The organism is Streptomyces sp. NPDC111656, from assembly GCF_055656965.1.
Genome location: NZ_JBVKCA010000051.1, coordinates 1 through 16,073 on the forward strand (window position 1 = coordinate 1; position 16,073 = coordinate 16,073).

The window sequence follows — 16,073 nt, forward strand, 5'->3', positions numbered from 1 at the left end:
GACCAGGTACGACAAGCTCGCCGTCCGCTACGAGTCGACCGTCCAGCTCACCCTCATACGGCAGGCGCTGTGACCACATCTCAAACACGTCCTAGTCCACCCCGAACCGGCGGCGGATCACCTCCGCGATCCGCGCCGGCGCCCAGCACTGATCCTCGCTTCAGTCATGCGCGCCCGGGCCGGAATCCAACTCGCGCTCCAGCCGGACCGGTTGGTCATCAGCCGGACTGCAGCGGGCGCGCCGGCGTGATCCTGTTCGGACCGACGCCCGGACGCCTCCTCGGCCGGAGAGGCCGGGTTCACCCGATCTTGCGAGCCACGCCTCCGTAGAAGCCGATCTCGCCGGATCGTGCCGGCGGCGGGGTGTCCGGGCGCCAGAACGGGACCTGGGCCAGGCCGGGCTCGACCAGTTCGAAGCCGTCGAAGAACCGCTCCACCTCGGCGTGGGTCCGCAGGTTCATCGTGGCGGTGGCGTTGTTGTAGACGGCCTGCGCCTCGCTGCGGTCGGCGAAGTCGCCCGTGGCGTGCGAGAGCACGAGGAAGCTGCCGACCGGCAGCGCGTCGCGAAGGGCGGCCACGGCCTGACCGGGCTTCTCCGCCTCGGTGATGAAGTGGAGGATGGCGACGAGGAGCAGGGCGACCGGCTCGTCGAAGTCGATGACTCGGCGGACGTCGGGGTGCTCGATGATGGCCCCTGGGTCGCGCAGGTCGGCGAGCACGATACTGGTCGCGCTGGAGCGGCTGAGCAGCGCGTCGCCGTGTGCCTTCACGATCGGATCGTTGTCGACGTACGCGACGCGCACGTCCGGGGCCGCCTCCTGGGCGGTCTCGTGCACGTTCGGGGCGGTGGGCAGCCCGGTGCCGACGTCGAGGATCTGACGGACGCCGCTGCTGACGACGTAACGGACGGCGCGTTGCAGGAAGGCGCGGTTGGCCCGCACACCGATCCGCACCTCGGGTGCCGCGGAGGCGAGTCGGTCGCCGGCCTGTTGGTCGACCTCGTAGTTGTCCGTGCCGCCCAGCAGGTAGTTGTAGATCCGCGCAGGGTGCGGCCTGCTGGTGTCGATCTCCTCGGTGCGGAAGCCGTCCTGCCTCACGTGCGCTCCTCTCGACGACTGCCCCGGCCACCTTGCCCGCGAGGTGGCTGACGACAGCTTCGCATATCAACTGTCGTTCCCGTGGCCGCAGTTACTGGCGTGGGCGGTACCGTCACGGAAGAGTTCGTGTCAGTGAAGGGAGCGACATCCTCCATGCTGGTCCGTGCGTCCTCGTTCACGGTCGACCTCGGCGAGAACGGTTACCTGATCGGCTTCACCGACGACTACGAGTACCCGCGGGAGATGCCCTTCGGCTGGCGCTGCGGTCCGGCCACCGACGCCGGTGCCGTCGTCCTCACCACCACCGACACCGGCCCCCTCCAGCTGACCGTCCAGGTCCACAGCGCCCCGCCGGCACCCGAAACCGGCGCCGAGTGGGAGCCCGCCGAGGAGATCAGCCTGTGGGCCGATCTCCCCGCTCTCTGCCTCGCGACCCTCGAACAGGGCGACATCCTCGACGCATGGCCGGAGGAGGAACCTCCCGTCCGCCTCCGGCCTTCGCCGGACGGCACCGACTGGGTGCGGATGCGCCTGTACTGTCACACCGACGACCCCGAACCCGGCATCGGGGATCACGGGGAGCGCCACCTGGTCCAACTGTGGCGCGCACCCCGGACGCCCCCTGTGCACCCCGAAATCACCGAGGCGGACCACCGGGCCCGCGTCGACTACGCCGCGGACATGGCCCCCGGCATGGCAGAGTCATGCCATGCCTCTTTCGATATCAGGCCGGGCCGGCAGCCCGACGATGACGGGTCTGGCCCTGGTCGCCGTCCTGTGTCTCGGCGGCTGCGGTGAGCAGCGCGCCACGGACTCGACGGCCGGAGCTCCTACGGGCACATCCCGGAGCGCCGCTTCCGGCGCGCCGGGAGCCTCTCCGTACGTGGAGCCGGGGGCAGGCGACGGCGCTCCCCACTACAACGAGAACAACGGCTCCCGCCGCCCGGGAGCCATGTCGCCCGCCAGTGCGACGGACGTGGCCAGGGAAGCCGATCGCATCAGGCCGGTCCTGAAGCGGCTGTGGGGGCAGAAGAAGTGGGACCCCGCGACGGTGCGCGCGGCACTGCTCCACCTCGGTTACGAGGAAGAGCGGACCGGGTCGAACGGGAAGCCGCACGGCGGGACGCTGACTGTTCGGGCCATGAACTCGCGCTTCACGGACGGTCGCGAGGTCACGCCCGAGGGAGCGTTGGTCGGCCTTCGCGTCCACGACGACGCCTGCGTCACGGCGTTCGTCCAGAAGTCCAACTACGAAGTGATGACCAACGGCCCGTACCCGGAGACGGGGTGCTTCGAGCCACCGTTCGCCCACTGAACAGTCCACGGGGTCCGACGTCGTCACCCTGAGTGGAGCGCGACGTGTGGCGTTCCGGCGGGAGCGCGGGAGAATCGGAGTGTGGGGTTCCGTGACAGCCGGGCAATCTCCTGGCGAGGGCGGACCGTATATATGGATATGTCGAGATTTCGGTTCCCCGTGGGCCGTCTCCCGGACGAAGCTCTGCTGTCCGGGCTGGCCACCGGCGACCCGGAGCTGGCCGTCACCTTCGTACGGAGGTTCCAGCACACGGTCTTCGGTGTCGCCGTCGCCGTCACCGGGGACACACAACTCGCCGAGGACATCGCCCAGCAGACCTTCGAACGTGCCTGGCGACATGCCCAGATCTACGACTCACGGCGTGGCTCGGTGAAGACCTGGCTGACGACCATCGCGCACAACCTCGCCATCGACGCCGTCCGTGCGCGGCGGCCGGAACCGGTGGCGCCCGAGGATCTCGACGTGATCCTGGGAGTCGTCAGTGACACCCCCGAACAGCACGTCCTGGCCGACGAGGCGTCCTCCCGGCTGCGGGCGGCGGTGGCGGAACTGCCCCGGGAACAGGGCCGCGCGCTGGTGATGGCAAGCATCTACGGCATGACGGCCCAGCAAGTTGCCGACTGGGAGAACATCCCCCTGGGCACCGCGAAGACGCGCATCAGGACCGCGATGGGGAAGCTGCGCACCACGCTCTCGTCCCCGAAGCGAGGCGACCATGTCCAATGACATGACCTGCGAGAAGCTGCGGGAGATCGGCGCCGAGCTCGCCCTCGGCATACTGCCGGGACGCGAGCGGGCCGCAGCGGTCGCCCACCTCGACCGCTGCGCGGACTGCCGCGAGTACGTCGAGCAGCTGACCCTCGTCGGCGACGGGCTGATCGGACTGCTGCCGGGCTGCGAGCCACCGGTCGGCTTCGAGACCCGGGTGGCGCAGGCGCTGACCCGGGGGATGCCGGCCCGGGACGGCCGGGCGCGCGCCCACGGTCCGGGCGCCCGGCGCAGGGGCTTCGGTGGCCGCTTCCGGCTCCGGCTCGTCTCCATGGTGGCCGCACTCGTCCTCGCCGTCGGCTTCGGTGGCTGGGCGGCCGGAACGGCGATCGAGAACGTGGTGGCCGGCTCCTCCCGGTCCGTCGGCGACGAGGCCGACCTGCTGCAGGGCGATCTGACCTCGGCCGCGGTTCCCGGACAGTCGGCCGGCGAGGTGTACGCCCACACCGGCTCCCCGGGCTGGATCTACATGACCGTCGACCTCACCGGCACGCCCACCCGGTACAGCGGCACGGTCTCCTGCCTGCTGGAGCGGCGCGACGGCGGCACGGTCCGGATGGGCACCTTCACGCTGTACCAGGGACGCGGGTCCTGGGGCGGCCCGACCACCGTCGACCCCGCGGCCCTGTCCGGCGCCCGCCTGACGTCGCCCGACGGCGACGTGCTCGCCACCACCCACTTCACGTCGGGCGGGGAAACGTAGCGACGTCCCCGGCTCCCGGGCTTCCGGTGGAGGGCGTACGAGGGCCGTAGGCCGGGAGGATCGCGCCGAGCGACGCGGGGCCAGAAACGGCGGAACACCTCGCGTGGTGGCGCCGGTGGCACCGGTGGCGCGGTCGTCACGAGGGCGGACTCCTCGCCCATCAACAACAGCCATTCCAGAACATGGCTCGGGACACGCTTCATCGCTTTTGTTCTATTGGGCCTTCTGCGTCAGTCCGTCGGTCGCGGCGTTGGCGTAGCGGCGGGCCAAGTGCGCGAAGGCGTCCTTGAGTTCGGTCGGCCCGACGACCTCGATGTCGGCGTCGAACCTGCCGAGGGCGGCCGCCAGGCCGGGCCATGACCACGAGCCCAGGACGAGGCGGCAGCGGTCCGGGCCGAGTTCCTCGACGATCCCCTCGCGGGTGTGGCGCAGGACGACGGCGGCGGGGAGGTCGAGGATCACCTCACCTCGGCAGGGCCAGCCGTCGGAGCCGTCCGAGCCCTGGAACCTGCTGGTCACGAAGGCGGCCACGTTCCCGCCGGGCAGTTCACGCGGAGTGAAACGGGGGCCCGTGGGGGTGCGCGGGCTGATCCGGTCGGCACGGAAGGTACGCCAGTCGTCGCGGTCGAGGTCCCACGCGACGAGGTACCAGCGTCCGCCCCAGGTGACGAGGTGGTGGGGCTGTACCCGGCGCGGCGGAGCCTCGGCGGGGCGGCCGTCGCCGGTTCCCGCCGGGGGCGCGGGGGTGTAGTCGAAGCGCAGCACTTCGCGGGCGTGGACGGCGTCGCCGAGCGTCATGAGCACGCTGCTGTCGACCTGTGGGTGGGGCCGCGCCACGGGCCGCTCGACGGCGGTGACCTGGAGGGTTTCGACGCGGCGGCGCAGCCGCGCGGGCATGACCTGCCGGACGGTGTTCAGCGCGCGCGCCGCGGCCTCCTCGATGCCGGCACCGGTGGTGGTGGCGATCTGGAGCGCGACGGCGAGGGCGACGGCCTGGTCGTCGTCGAAGAGCAACGGGGGCAGCTGTGTGCCCGCGTCGAGCCGGTAGCCCCCGTCGGGGCCCTTGGCGGCCACGATGGGGTAGCCGAGCTCGCGCAGGCGGTCGACGTCGCGTCGCACGGTGCGCGGGCTGACGTCCAACCGGTCGGCCAGCAGCGCCCCCGGCCAGTCCCGGCGCGCCTGGAGCAACGAGAGTAGCGACAGCAGTCGCGCTGAGGTCTTCTGCATGACTTCCATGGTGCCCCGAGAAGCGGACACAACCTGACCGCTTCTCCTGCGACTGTTCTTCCGTGCCGGACAACAGCAACGAACAGCCAGCCAACAGCAACGAAGAGAAGGACCCGATCACCGTGACCGCCACCACCACACCCTCTACGCCGACCACGCCCTCCACACCCCCCGCGCTCGACGACGAGCGGGCCGACCTGCTCGCCCAGCTCGCGACCGCGCGAGCCGCCCTGACCAACACGACGCGCGGGCTCAGCGACGAACAGGCCGGCGAGCACCCGACGGTCAGCGCGCTGTGCCTGGGCGGGCTGATCAAGCACGTCGCGTCCATCGAGGAGGGATGGATGCGCTTCGCGGTCGACGGCCCGTCGGCGATGCGCTACGACCTGCTCGACGGTGTCACCTGGGCCGACCTCACGGCCGGTACCGCACGCGAGTTCCCGCAGTGGGCGATCGACCACCAGAACGACTTCCGGATGCTGCCCGGCGAGACGCTGGCCGGGATCGTCGAGCGCTACGAGCAGGTCGCCGCCCGGAGCGAGAAGGTCATCGCCTCCCTGCCCGACCTGTCCACGACGCACCCGCTGCCGGAGGCGCCCTGGCACGAGCCCGGAGCGGTGCGCAGCGTGCGCCGGGTGCTGATGCACGTCATCGCCGAGACCGCCCAGCACGCAGGGCACGCGGACATCCTGCGCGAGACGCTCGACGGGCAGACGTCGACCTGACCGGCGGCGGACCTCGACCGGGCGGCGGCTGCCCGCCGGCCGCCGCCCGGTCCCGACCGCGTGACCCGCGCGGAATCGATCAAGACCTGCACGGAACCGAAGGGAACGGCGTCACCGTGAAGATGTGCGAACCGGGGCGGACCGGCATCGGCGTGACCCGATGACCGTTCTCGACACCCGGGCCCTCAACCGGGCGACACTCGCCCGACAACTGCTGCTCGATCACTCCGACCTGCCGGTCCTCGACGCCGTCGCGCACCTGTGCGGTCTCCAGGCACAGGAACCGCAGGAACCGTACGTCGGACTCTGGTCCCGGCTGCGGGCGTTCGACCCGGCGGGGCTCTCGGACCTGCTGACCGGGCGGAGCGTGGTGCGGACCCATCTCATGCGCCGTACCGTCCACCTCCTCACCGCCGACGACGCCCTGGCCTGGCGCTCCCGCCACGACGCCATGCTGCGCCAACGGGTGCTCGGCACCTACCGCCGTGAGCTGGACGGGATCGACCTGGACGAACTCGCTGCGGCGGGCCGGGCGGTGATGTCCGACGACGAGCCCCGCTCGATGACCGAGCTCGCGCGGGCGCTCGCCGAGCGCTGGCCGACACCGGGACCGCGGGCCCTGGGGGAGATGCTGATCGCCGCCCTCGTCCCGATGGCACAGCTGCCGCCGCGCGGGCTGTGGCGCACGAAGGCGGGAGTGCGCAACGTACCGCTCTCGTCCTGGCTGGGCCAGGAGATCGACCCGCCGACCGAGGACCGCTCCGATCCCGTGGGCCAGGCGCTGGTACGGCGCTATCTGGCCGCGTTCGGCCCCGCCGCCTCGGCCGACCTGCGCGCCTGGTGCGGCCTCGCCGGACTGCCGGCCGCGGTGTCCGCGATACGCGAGGAACTGGTCACCTTCCGCGACGAGCGAGGCCGGGAACTGCTGGACCTCCCCGGCATGCCGCGCCCCGACCCCGACACGCCGGCCCCGGTCCGGTACCTGCCGGCGTTCGACAACGCGCTCCTCGGCTACCACGACCGCGGCCGGATCGTCGACGACACCCACCGCGGGCTGTCGGTCGCGGGCGCCCGCGTCGTCCTCGTCGACGGCCGGGTCGCCGCGACCTGGAACGTCGAAGCAGGCACCGTGAACGTCACGCCACTGCGCCGCTTCTCTTCGGCCGAGCGCACCGCCGTCGCCGAACAGGGAGAGGAACTGGCGTCGTTCCTCTCCGACAGCGAGAGCCGTCGCGTACGGGTTGCGACGGCTCCTGGCTGAGGGGCACACCCGGTCACCGCACGGCATCGAGCGCGGCGGCCAGCCGGGACACGGCCTCCAGCTCCGGCATGCCGCGCAACGAAGCGACGACCTGCCGGCTCGCGAACTCGCGCTGCGCGGCGGTCACGGTCTGATCGACGGAGCACTCGGCCTGTACGTAGACGAAGTTCAGGGCCGTGGCGAAAAGCATCGAGAACGATTGAGGACCCGTGATGGTGGCGCGGCCTCCGGCCCTCCGATAGGCCCGCGCCAGCCGCCGGGCGGAATCGATGTCTACGTGGTTGCCGCCCGACCATACGTAGACGGCGCGTGCGAACTCGCGTTCCGCCGAGGTGACCCCGGCGTTGTCCCAGTCGAGGAGGACCGGCCCGTCCCGGCCGACCAGAACGTTCTGGGGCTGCAGGTCGAGATGCGATGTCACCAGATCGCCAGGGTCGGCCGGTGTCACCCAGTGCGCCAACTCCGCCGCGGACGTGTCGATGAACCGTCCCAACGCCTCCGCCCACGGCAGGCCGGCCTGACGAACCTGCTTGTGCAGGGCCTTCCACTCGACGTCCTGAGGGGACCGCTCGTACCAGGAATCCGGCGTTTCGCTCGCCTCCCCTCCCGCCGTGTGGAGCAGTGCCATGGTCCGGCCGAACCAGTCCAGGGTGCCCGGATCGGACGCGTCCGCCTTGGCGCCGTCGATCCAGTCGTACAGCTTCACGTAGGACCCGCCCGAAGAACCTGAAGAACCTGAAGAACCCGAGGAACCCGAGGAAGTGGTGGCGTGTGAGACGTACTCACCGTGGCGATTGGGAAAGAGCCGCGGTGACGCGATGCCCAGGTCCTGCGCGGACTGCCGTAACGCGGCCTCCCGGCGGACCTGTTCCTCGTCGCAGCCGAAGAGGAGCTCCTTCACCGCCCATGAGGAGCCGTTCCCGGAGAACCTCCAGATCTGGCCCAACGCGCCACGGGTGACGGGCGCCAATGTCCATGGCCCGGCGCCGAGTTGGTAGGTCTCCGCTATGAAGTCGGCTGTGAAGTGCATTCAGGAACCTCTCCGGACGTTGATGAGCAGGCTTGGTGGTCGGGCCGGTTGAGTCGACCTCGGCACAGCCCGAACGAGCTCAATCCCACAACAACTCTTGAGTGAGCCACGAGCACGCGACTGTACAAAGAGCGGGCCGTTGCAGGACGACACTCGAGAAAGGAAATCCCGTGGCCACCGAGCAAGTACTGACCGGCTCCGCGCCGGCCGACGAGAGCGGCCGAGCCGCCGAGCCCGAGCGCCCCCGCGTCTCCCGGTTGCCCTCCCTCACCGGCCTGCGGTTCCCCGCCGCGCTGGCCGTCTTCGCCCACCACGCCTTCCTCCCGATACCCCCGCTGCGACTGCTGTCCGACGACCGTACCGAGTACCGCCTGGCCGACTGGACCTCGCAGGCCGGCGGGCTCGGCGTGTCGTTCTTCTTCGTGCTCAGCGGTTTCGTCCTGACCTGGTCGGCGCGGCGCGGCGACACCACGACGGGGTTCTGGCGGCGCAGGTTCGTCAAGATCTACCCGAACTACGTGGTCGCCTGGGCGCTCGCCATGCTGCTGTTCGCCAGTTCCTACACCTCCACGCATGTCTCCCTCGCCAACCTGTTCATGGTCCAGGTGTGGGTGCCCAGCTACTTCACCAACTTCAGTGTGGACTCGCCGAGTTGGTCGCTGGCCGTGGAAGCCGTCTTCTACCTGAGCTTCCCCCTCCTGCTGAGTGTCTTCAGGCGTATCGACGCCCGTCACCTCAAGTACTGGATCACCGGAGCGATCGCCGCGGTGTGGGCCACCCCCGCGCTGGCGTACGCCCTGTTCCCGAAGACCCCGCGGGTGCCCAGCGGCCAGGACCTCTCGGTCTCGCAGTACTGGTTCAGCTATGTGCTGCCTCCGGTCCGTATGGTCGACTTCGCCCTCGGCATCCTGGTGGCGCTCGCGGTGAAGCACGGGCGCTGGCGGAACATCGGCATGTTCTGGTCGAGCCTGCTGCTGGTCGGCGGGTACGTGCTGACCTTCCACGTGCCCTATCTCTACGGTCAGCGCGCCGCGATGATCCTGCCGATCGCGCTGCTGATCGCGGCCGCGGCCACCGCGGACATCGAGGGCCGCTTCACCTTGTTCCGGAACCGCACGATGGTCTGGCTGGGCGAGATCTCCTTCGCCTTCTACCTCCTGCACTACACAGCGCTGTCCACGCTCCGAAAGGCCCTCGGCACCCACCAGATGTACTCCACCGCGACAGGCGTGGCGATGCTGGTCGGCACGGCCGCCGTCACGGTCCTGCTGTCCTGGGCGCTCTACGCCCTGGTCGAGGCCCCGCTCGTACGCCGATTCGGTCGGGCACGCCGCGCCTGAGTGAGCCCCGGCATCGGTTCGTCCGGCGGATGTCAGATCGGGTAGTGGGCGTGGCAGGAGGTCTGGGCGGTGATCCAGCGGGTGTCGGTGAAGGCCTCGGTGCCCGCCTGTCCGCCGAAGCGGCCGTAGCCGGAGCTCTTCACGCCGCCGAACGGGGCCTGTGGCTCGTCCGCGATCGACTGGTCGTTGATGTGAACGATGCCGGTACGCAGGCGGCGGGCGACCTCCAGACCGGTCGCCAGGTTCTCGGTGATCACGCCGGCGGTCAGGCCGTACGGTGTGTCGTTGGCCAGCGTCACGGCCTCGTCGACGCTGTCGACCACGTGGATCACGGTCGCCGGGCCGAAGATCTCGTCGTAGTAGATCCTCATCTCCTTGGTGACACCGGTGAGTACGACCGGACGGATGAGCGTGCCGGGCTCTTCGACCTGTCCGGTGCCCGCGGCCAGCCGTGCTCCCCGGGCCACGGCGTCCGCGACGAGGGCGGCGACCCGTAGGGCCGCACCGGCGTTGACCACGGGGCCGACCGCCGTGCCCGGGTCGGCCGGATCCCCGCACGGCAGGGCCCGGACCCGGGCGGTGAACCCGGCCGTGAACTCCTCGGCGACCGCGCGGTGCACGATGACCCGGTCCACGCACATGCAGATCTGCCCGGCGTTCATGAAGGAGCCGAAGACGGCTGCGTCCACCGCGTAGTCGACGTCCGCGTCCTCCAGGACGAGCAGGGCGTTCTTGCCGCCGAGTTCGAGGACGGCGGGCTTGAGGTGCTGCGCGGCCTGGACGCCGATGGCCCGTCCGACCTCCGTGGAACCGGTGAAGTTGACCATCCGTACCCGGTCGTCGGCGATCAGCGCGGACACCACCTCGGCGGCATCGGCACGGTCGTTGGTGACTACGTTGAGCACGCCGGCAGGCAGCCCGGCCTCGTGCAGGACGTCCGAGATCAGCAGACCGCAGGCGATCGGTGCGTCCTCGCTCGGCTTCATCACCACGGTGTTGCCCATCGCGATCGGCATCGCGACCGCGCGCACGCCGAGGATGACGGGCGCGTTCCACGGCGAGATCGCGGCGATCACGCCCTTGGGGACCCGTACCTGCGCCGAGTGGACCCCCTCGGAGTTCGTGGCGAGCGTCTGCCCGGTGGGTCCGCTCACGGCGGCCGCCGCCTCCAGGAGGATGTCGGCGGCCAGCTTGGCGTTGAAACCGGCCCAGGGCGCTACGAGACGGGTTGACACTCCGGAGACAGGAACGGGGCACCCACGTCACCGCGTCCGTACGCGCTCACGTCCTCGCCGGTACCGGCCGCCGCAGCAGGTACACGGCCGCGGTCGAGACCAGGACGGCCATGCACACGATGAACACCAGCCCCGCGCCCTCCAGACCGATGTGAACCGCCAGGAGCCCCACACCGATCACCGGCACCGAGATACCCGCGTAGGCCACCACGAACAGCATCGAGATCACCGCCGCGCGCCGGTCCGCGGGAGACGCCTCGGCCACCGCGGACAGCGCCGCGCGAAACGCCAGCCCCTGCCCGCCCCCGCCGACGAGCGCGCTCAGCACCACCAGCACCAGCAGGTCCCACCGCAGCGCGCCCGCGAGCAGCGCAAGGCCGGCGAGGAGCGCCGCGCATCCCAGGGGCAGCGATCGCCCCATCCCGACCCGGCCGACGGCGAGCTGCCCGGCGGTCGAGGCGAAGAAGGCCAGCGCGACGACCAGCCCGCTGACGGCGTGGTTGCGCACGTTCAGCGACTGCGCGAGGAACGCCGGGCTGACCGACGTGAACACCCCGAACAGCGCGAACCCCACGAACGAGGCGATCGCCGCGGGCCCGAACACCGCCCGCACCTGCGCGGGCAGGCCGGGCCGTTGCGGCCGTACGGTGCTCAGCGACCGCCGCTCCCGCACGGTCTCCGGAAGCCGCAGCAGGACGACGGCCGAGCAGGCCACCAGGGCGAGATGCACGGCGAACGGGAGGCACAGCGGCCAGGCGGCGTACTGCGCGAGCACTCCGGAGAGCAGCGGGCCGCAGCCGAGGCCGCCCATGTTCGCGGCCGTCGCCACGAACGTGGCCCGGGAGGCGCCGCCGTACGGCGCCAACTCCATGACGTACGCCGTGGCAGCCCCGGTGAACAGACCGGCGGACAGCCCCGACAGCAGCCGCCCCGCGTACAGCCAGCCCAGCCCCGTGGCGCACAGGAAACAGACGGCGCTCGCCGCGGAGAATCCCAGGCCCCACAGCAGTACCGGACGTCTGCCCACGGCGTCCGAGGCGTTCCCCGTCAGCAGCAGCACGCCGATGACCCCGAAGGCGTACACGGCGTACACGACGGTGACCGTCAGCTCGGAGAACCCGAACTTCTCCTGATAGAGGCCGTAGAGGGGAGTCGGCAGCGTGGTGCCGGCCATGCACACGACGAACACCGCCCCGCTGAGCAAACACTGGCGCCACCCTCGGCGATCACCGTCCATGCCGCCGACGGTAACCCCGCCCACGGCCCCGGCCCGGTCGGGCCGTGGCCGCGGCGCGTCCGAAACACCCACCTGCGGCGATTCGGAGGCGAGAGGTGGTGAGGGGCGGTGCGGGGCTCAGGGCTTCAGCGGAGTGCACAGCAGGGCGGCGGGACCCGCGGTGCTGCCCACGCGGGTGGTGAAGGCGATACCGGCGGCGTACTCGTCGGCGGAACACTGGCCCTTGTACGCGCCGTAGGCGAAGTCGCCGCCCGCCAGGTCGGCGGGCCGGGCGTCGGATCGGTCGAACCAGACCGTCCGTCCGGTGGCCCCCAGCGGGGTGCGGCCGGGCGCACACAGGGCCGCCGACACGCGGTCACCGCGGCGGCTGTAGCCGATGAGGAACTGCCCGGCGGGGCACTGGAGTTTGGTGTAGCCACCGGCCCAGTCGCCGCCCGTGGGAACGTAGCGTTCGTCGGTGACGACCGTCTGGGCGTTGCCTGCGGCCCGCAGGTCGCCGGCGGTGGTGTCGGTGCACAGGCCACGCCCGGAGGTGTGGCTGAGGCCGATCAGCCGCAGGCCGTCGGGGCAGGCGGCCTTGTAGGCCCCCGAATCCCAGTCGCCGCCGGCTCGTACGCGCAGGGACTGCACTTGGTCGCCGTGGTCGGTGGTGAGCATGCGCCAGACAGGGACCGGCGTGATGGTTCCGGTACGTGTGGGAGCGGTCATGAGGTGACTCCAGGCGGTGGCGCGCCAGTCGCCCTGGTCGAGGATGCCGTACCGCCGTCCCGCGGTGTCGTAGCGCAGCAGGGCCCAGTCGTCGTGGCCCTCCCAGCCGACCAGGGGCCAGTAGGCGAAGTCGGCGTCATGGTCGGCGAAGTAGTCGGTGATGTTGCCGAACCAGGTGCGGGGTGCGGTGCCCGTCTCATTGGCGCCGATGCCGAATTCGCTGATCCACACCGGCGCGGTGTAGTGCTGCCCCTCTGTCGTGACGTAGAAGGCCTGGTCGGCGAGGACCTGGTACAGCTGGTCGCGGGTCAGGTCCTGGTAGCGGGCGTCGTGGGTCTCGCCGATTCCGGTGGCGCCGCTGTGCCGGGGGCCGGTGTAGCCGTAGAAGTGGGCGGAGTAGACCAGCTTGTGGGCGTCCACGAGGGTGTGCGAGAGCGTGCGCACGGGGGTGAGGGTGGGGCGGTCGTGCGGCAGTCCGTCGACGGGAACGCCGGTCCAGTTGATGCCCTCGATGACGATGAGGAGGTTGGGGTTGGCCTCGGTGAGGATGCGGTCCGCGGCTTGTTGGGCGGCGGCGTACCAGTCGTGCCCGTCGCCCGTGCCCCAGTTGGGGTCGTCCAGTACGTCGCGGCGTACCTCGTTGTAGAGGTCGGCGCCCACGACACGGGAGTCGGTGGCGTACCGGCGGGCCATGAAGACCCAGTCGTCCGTCCACTGCTGGGTGGACTGGCTGCTGTTCCACCGTTCGTTGCCGTCGATGCCGCAGCACCAACGGGAGCTGTTCGTATGGTTGTTGAGGATGACCGCGAACCCGTCCTGGGTGAGGGCGGCCACGACGGCGTCGTAGATCTGCAGGGGTGTCCTGCCGCGCAGTTGCGGATTGGCGGCGACGGCCACGTCCGGCACGGGCGCTGTCGGGTGGATCATCTCGTTGGAGAACGGCAGCCGGATGCTGTTGATGCCGAGTGCGTGGAAGTCGGCGAGCAGTGCGGGCAGCGGGGCACGGTCGAGGCCGAGGGGGATGCCGTAGGAGTCCTGGCCGGCGTGGTGGTTGGCGGGGTCGGTGCTGCTGCCGCTTCCGGTCCATGAGCCCTGAGCGCCGTCCCAGTTGGCCGACTTCAGTCGGAACCGGTTTCCCTGGGCGTCGACAATGTACCGGCCCTGGGTCGACAGCGGCGGCTGCCAGGTGTCGGCCGCCGCGGCGTTGGCCTGGGGGAGGGCCTTGGTGGCGACGGGCTCCGGGACGGTGGCCATTGCCGTCGGCGCCGTGGTCAGCAGCGCGAGAGCGGCCGTCCCCGATGTCAGGTACTTGACAAGTCTACGTATGGTCGGCATCCGGTCCTCTGTGGGGGCGCTGGGGTGAGGCTGGCGAGTCGGTGTCGCGAGGGATGAGCGCCGGTGAGTGGCGCCCTTCCGGAGTGACATCAAGGCCGGCCCTGGTCACCGGTCTTGGTGGCGGCCGCCAGCCTACAAGTGGCAGTGGCCGCCGGCCTATGGGCGGACGGCAGCCGGGGCGACCTCGGTTGGTGCGGCCGTCCTTTTCTGAGTCGACGTCGCCCCCCATCGGTCTGATCCGTCTGGTCCATCTGATCCGCTTGATTCATCTGATGCGTCGGATCCGTCCGATCCGTTCGGTGCGGCCCGGAGAAAAAGCAGGTGCGTGCGGTCTGGGTCCGTGCCAGGCTCCGCCGGTGAACCGTGAACAGATCTCCAGGCTTGCCCATGCGGACCATCCGATTGCGGCCCCGCTCGACGACGACTCGGTGCGCCGACTGCTGGAACGCGGCATTCCGCGAGGTGGCGCGCGAGTGCTCGACCTCGGCTGCGGTGGCGGGGAGTGGCTCCTGCGCGCCCTGGCCACGCATCCGCACCTGCGGGCCGAGGGCGTCGACATCTCCGAGAGCGCGCTGGCGCACGCCCGGAAGGCCGCGCGCACCCTCGGCCTGCAAGAGCGACTCGTCCTCCACCAGGAGAGTGCCGCGGACTTCGCTGCCCCGCACATGTTCGACCTGGTGATCAGCGTCGGCGCCACGCATGCCTTCGGCGGCCTGCTCGCCACCCTCGAGGCGGCACGCAAGCACCTGGCTCCCGGCGGTCGCGTCCTGGTCGGTGACGGATTCTGGTCACAGGAGCCTTCCCCCGACGCCGTGGAGATGCTCGGCGACCTCGCCGACCTGCCGACCACCGTGGACCGCGTCATCTCCGACGGATGGACACCCGTCGACGGGCACATCAGCACGAGCCGGGAGCTCGACGACTACGAATGGGCCTGGACGGGGTCACTGGCCTCATGGGCCTTGGACCACCCCGACGATCCGGACAGTTCGCAGGCGCTGGCGGCGGCCACCACCCACCGCACCGAATGGCTGAGCGTCTACCGGGACGTCTTCGGCTTCGTCTGCCTGATCCTGCGCCCGACGTCCGACTGAAGCGGCCCGCGCCAGTCCGGCGAACCCCTGTCTGCCTGCGGCAGCGTCCATGCCGGACATCGCTCGGCCAACTCTTCGCCGCACAATGTCGTCATGATCACCGTGCGCCTCCGCCCCAGCGCCGGTGCCTCCGAGCAGAGTGATCCAGCAGGTCGGTCCGCGTGCGGACCGACCTGCACGCCGGAGAGCTGACGCAACCTCAAGAAGGGGTGTTCATGACAGGGTTGACCCGCCGCAGACTCCTGGGTTCGGCCGCCGGTGTACTGGGCGGCGCAGCGGCACTCTCCCTCCTCCCGCCGAGCGTCCAGAAGGCCGTCGCGGCCGGGCCGCCGCAGCACGGCTCGCTCCGCGACATCGAGCACGTCGTCATGCTGATGCAGGAGAACCGGTCCTTCGACCACTACTTCGGCACCCTGTCCGGCGTCCGCGGCTTCGCCGACCCGTACGCGCTGAAGCTCGACACCGGGCGGTCGGTGTTCTACCAGCCCGACGCCGTGAACCCGAAGGGCTATCTGCTCCCCTTCCACCTCGACACCCACGCCTCCAGCGCCCAGGCGATCCCCTCCACCAGCCATGCCTGGTCGGTGCAGCACGACGCGTGGAACGGCGGGAAGATGGACCGCTGGCTGCCGGCGCACCGCAAGGCGGACGGCGTCAACGGCCCGTACGTGATGGGCTACTACACCCGCGAGGACATCCCCTTCCACTTCGCCCTCGCCGAGACCTTCACGATCTGCGACCACTACTTCTGCTCGGTGTTCGGACCGACCTGGCCCAACCGGCTGTACTGGATGACCGGCACGATCGACCCCGGCGGCACACGGGGCGGCCCGATCATCGGGAACACGGCCCCGACGCCGTACCGGTGGACAACGTACGCGGAACGGCTGCAGGCGGCCGGGATCAGCTGGAAGGTGTACCAGCAGGACGACGACTACGGCTGCAACATGCTGGAGCAGTTCGCGAGCTTCCGCGCGGCGGCGCCGGGGTCCGACCTG

At 70.6% G+C, this 16,073-nt stretch carries 15 protein-coding genes; 9 read left to right on the forward strand and 6 right to left on the reverse strand.

Features of this window, described 5'->3' with window-relative positions; genetic code table 11:
• Positions 1-299 precede the first annotated feature (299 nt).
• The gene (locus tag ACZ7M3_RS51960; protein ID WP_472073724.1) at positions 300-1,097 is read right to left on the reverse strand and encodes an SAM-dependent methyltransferase; all 798 of its coding nucleotides are present in this window, start codon (positions 1,095-1,097) and stop codon (positions 300-302) included.
• Positions 1,098-1,250: 153 nt separating this feature from the next.
• Here ACZ7M3_RS51960 and ACZ7M3_RS51965 point away from each other — a divergent pair, with 153 nt between their 5' ends.
• The 4 genes from ACZ7M3_RS51965 to ACZ7M3_RS51980 all read left to right on the forward strand — a co-directional run bounded on the left by ACZ7M3_RS51965 (position 1,251) and on the right by ACZ7M3_RS51980 (position 3,883).
• Positions 1,251-1,895 (forward strand): hypothetical protein, encoded by a 645-nt coding sequence (locus ACZ7M3_RS51965; protein WP_472073726.1) that lies wholly within the window; start codon positions 1,251-1,253, stop codon positions 1,893-1,895.
• A gap of 85 nt (positions 1,896-1,980) precedes the next feature.
• On the forward strand, positions 1,981-2,412 hold the full coding sequence (locus tag ACZ7M3_RS51970) for a hypothetical protein (protein WP_472073728.1): 432 nt from the start codon (positions 1,981-1,983) through the stop codon (positions 2,410-2,412).
• 138 nt (positions 2,413-2,550) lie between these two features.
• Positions 2,551-3,138: an RNA polymerase sigma factor gene (locus ACZ7M3_RS51975; protein ID WP_351306275.1), complete on the forward strand. Its 588-nt coding sequence runs from the start codon at positions 2,551-2,553 to the stop codon at positions 3,136-3,138.
• On the forward strand, positions 3,128-3,883 hold the full coding sequence (locus tag ACZ7M3_RS51980) for an anti-sigma factor family protein (protein WP_472073730.1): 756 nt from the start codon (positions 3,128-3,130) through the stop codon (positions 3,881-3,883). The genes ACZ7M3_RS51975 and ACZ7M3_RS51980 overlap by 11 nt, the downstream gene beginning before the upstream one ends.
• A 213-nt stretch (positions 3,884-4,096) precedes the next feature.
• Here ACZ7M3_RS51980 and ACZ7M3_RS51985 read toward each other — a convergent pair whose 3' ends face one another.
• Positions 4,097-5,110, reverse strand: a complete 1,014-nt coding sequence (locus ACZ7M3_RS51985) for a helix-turn-helix transcriptional regulator (protein WP_472073732.1) — start codon at positions 5,108-5,110, stop codon at positions 4,097-4,099.
• A 122-nt stretch (positions 5,111-5,232) separates the two neighbouring features.
• Between ACZ7M3_RS51985 and ACZ7M3_RS51990 the strand changes: the two genes are divergently transcribed.
• The gene (locus ACZ7M3_RS51990; protein WP_472073750.1) at positions 5,233-5,835 is read left to right on the forward strand and encodes a DinB family protein; all 603 of its coding nucleotides are present in this window, start codon (positions 5,233-5,235) and stop codon (positions 5,833-5,835) included.
• 160 nt (positions 5,836-5,995) lie between these two features.
• Positions 5,996-7,096: a winged helix DNA-binding domain-containing protein gene (locus ACZ7M3_RS51995; RefSeq protein ID WP_472073734.1), complete on the forward strand. Its 1,101-nt coding sequence runs from the start codon at positions 5,996-5,998 to the stop codon at positions 7,094-7,096.
• Positions 7,097-7,109: 13 nt separating this feature from the next.
• Here ACZ7M3_RS51995 and ACZ7M3_RS52000 read toward each other — a convergent pair whose 3' ends face one another.
• A complete protein-coding gene (locus ACZ7M3_RS52000; RefSeq protein ID WP_472073736.1) occupies positions 7,110-8,126 on the reverse strand; it encodes a phosphotransferase in 1,017 nt (338 codons plus the stop codon).
• A 170-nt stretch (positions 8,127-8,296) separates the two neighbouring features.
• Between ACZ7M3_RS52000 and ACZ7M3_RS52005 the strand changes: the two genes are divergently transcribed.
• Positions 8,297-9,466: an acyltransferase family protein gene (locus ACZ7M3_RS52005; protein ID WP_472073738.1), complete on the forward strand. Its 1,170-nt coding sequence runs from the start codon at positions 8,297-8,299 to the stop codon at positions 9,464-9,466.
• A 32-nt stretch (positions 9,467-9,498) separates the two neighbouring features.
• Here the strand turns inward: ACZ7M3_RS52005 and ACZ7M3_RS52010 are convergent, their stop codons facing one another.
• The 3 genes from ACZ7M3_RS52010 to ACZ7M3_RS52020 form a co-directional block, all read right to left on the reverse strand.
• Positions 9,499-10,701 (reverse strand): aldehyde dehydrogenase family protein, encoded by a 1,203-nt coding sequence (locus tag ACZ7M3_RS52010; protein ID WP_472073740.1) that lies wholly within the window; start codon positions 10,699-10,701, stop codon positions 9,499-9,501.
• 46 nt (positions 10,702-10,747) lie between these two features.
• Positions 10,748-11,938 carry an MFS transporter gene (locus ACZ7M3_RS52015; protein WP_472073742.1) on the reverse strand — a complete coding sequence of 397 codons (1,191 nt, stop codon included), beginning with the start codon at positions 11,936-11,938 and terminating at the stop codon, positions 10,748-10,750.
• Between the two features lie 117 nt (positions 11,939-12,055).
• On the reverse strand, positions 12,056-13,981 hold the full coding sequence (locus ACZ7M3_RS52020; RefSeq protein WP_472073744.1) for a glycoside hydrolase family 5 protein: 1,926 nt from the start codon (positions 13,979-13,981) through the stop codon (positions 12,056-12,058).
• Between the two features lie 356 nt (positions 13,982-14,337).
• Between ACZ7M3_RS52020 and ACZ7M3_RS52025 the strand changes: the two genes are divergently transcribed.
• The gene (locus ACZ7M3_RS52025; RefSeq protein ID WP_472073746.1) at positions 14,338-15,075 is read left to right on the forward strand and encodes an SAM-dependent methyltransferase; all 738 of its coding nucleotides are present in this window, start codon (positions 14,338-14,340) and stop codon (positions 15,073-15,075) included.
• Between the two features lie 215 nt (positions 15,076-15,290).
• On the forward strand, positions 15,291-16,073 hold a 783-nt coding region (locus tag ACZ7M3_RS52030), incomplete at its 3' end, for an alkaline phosphatase family protein (RefSeq protein ID WP_472073748.1).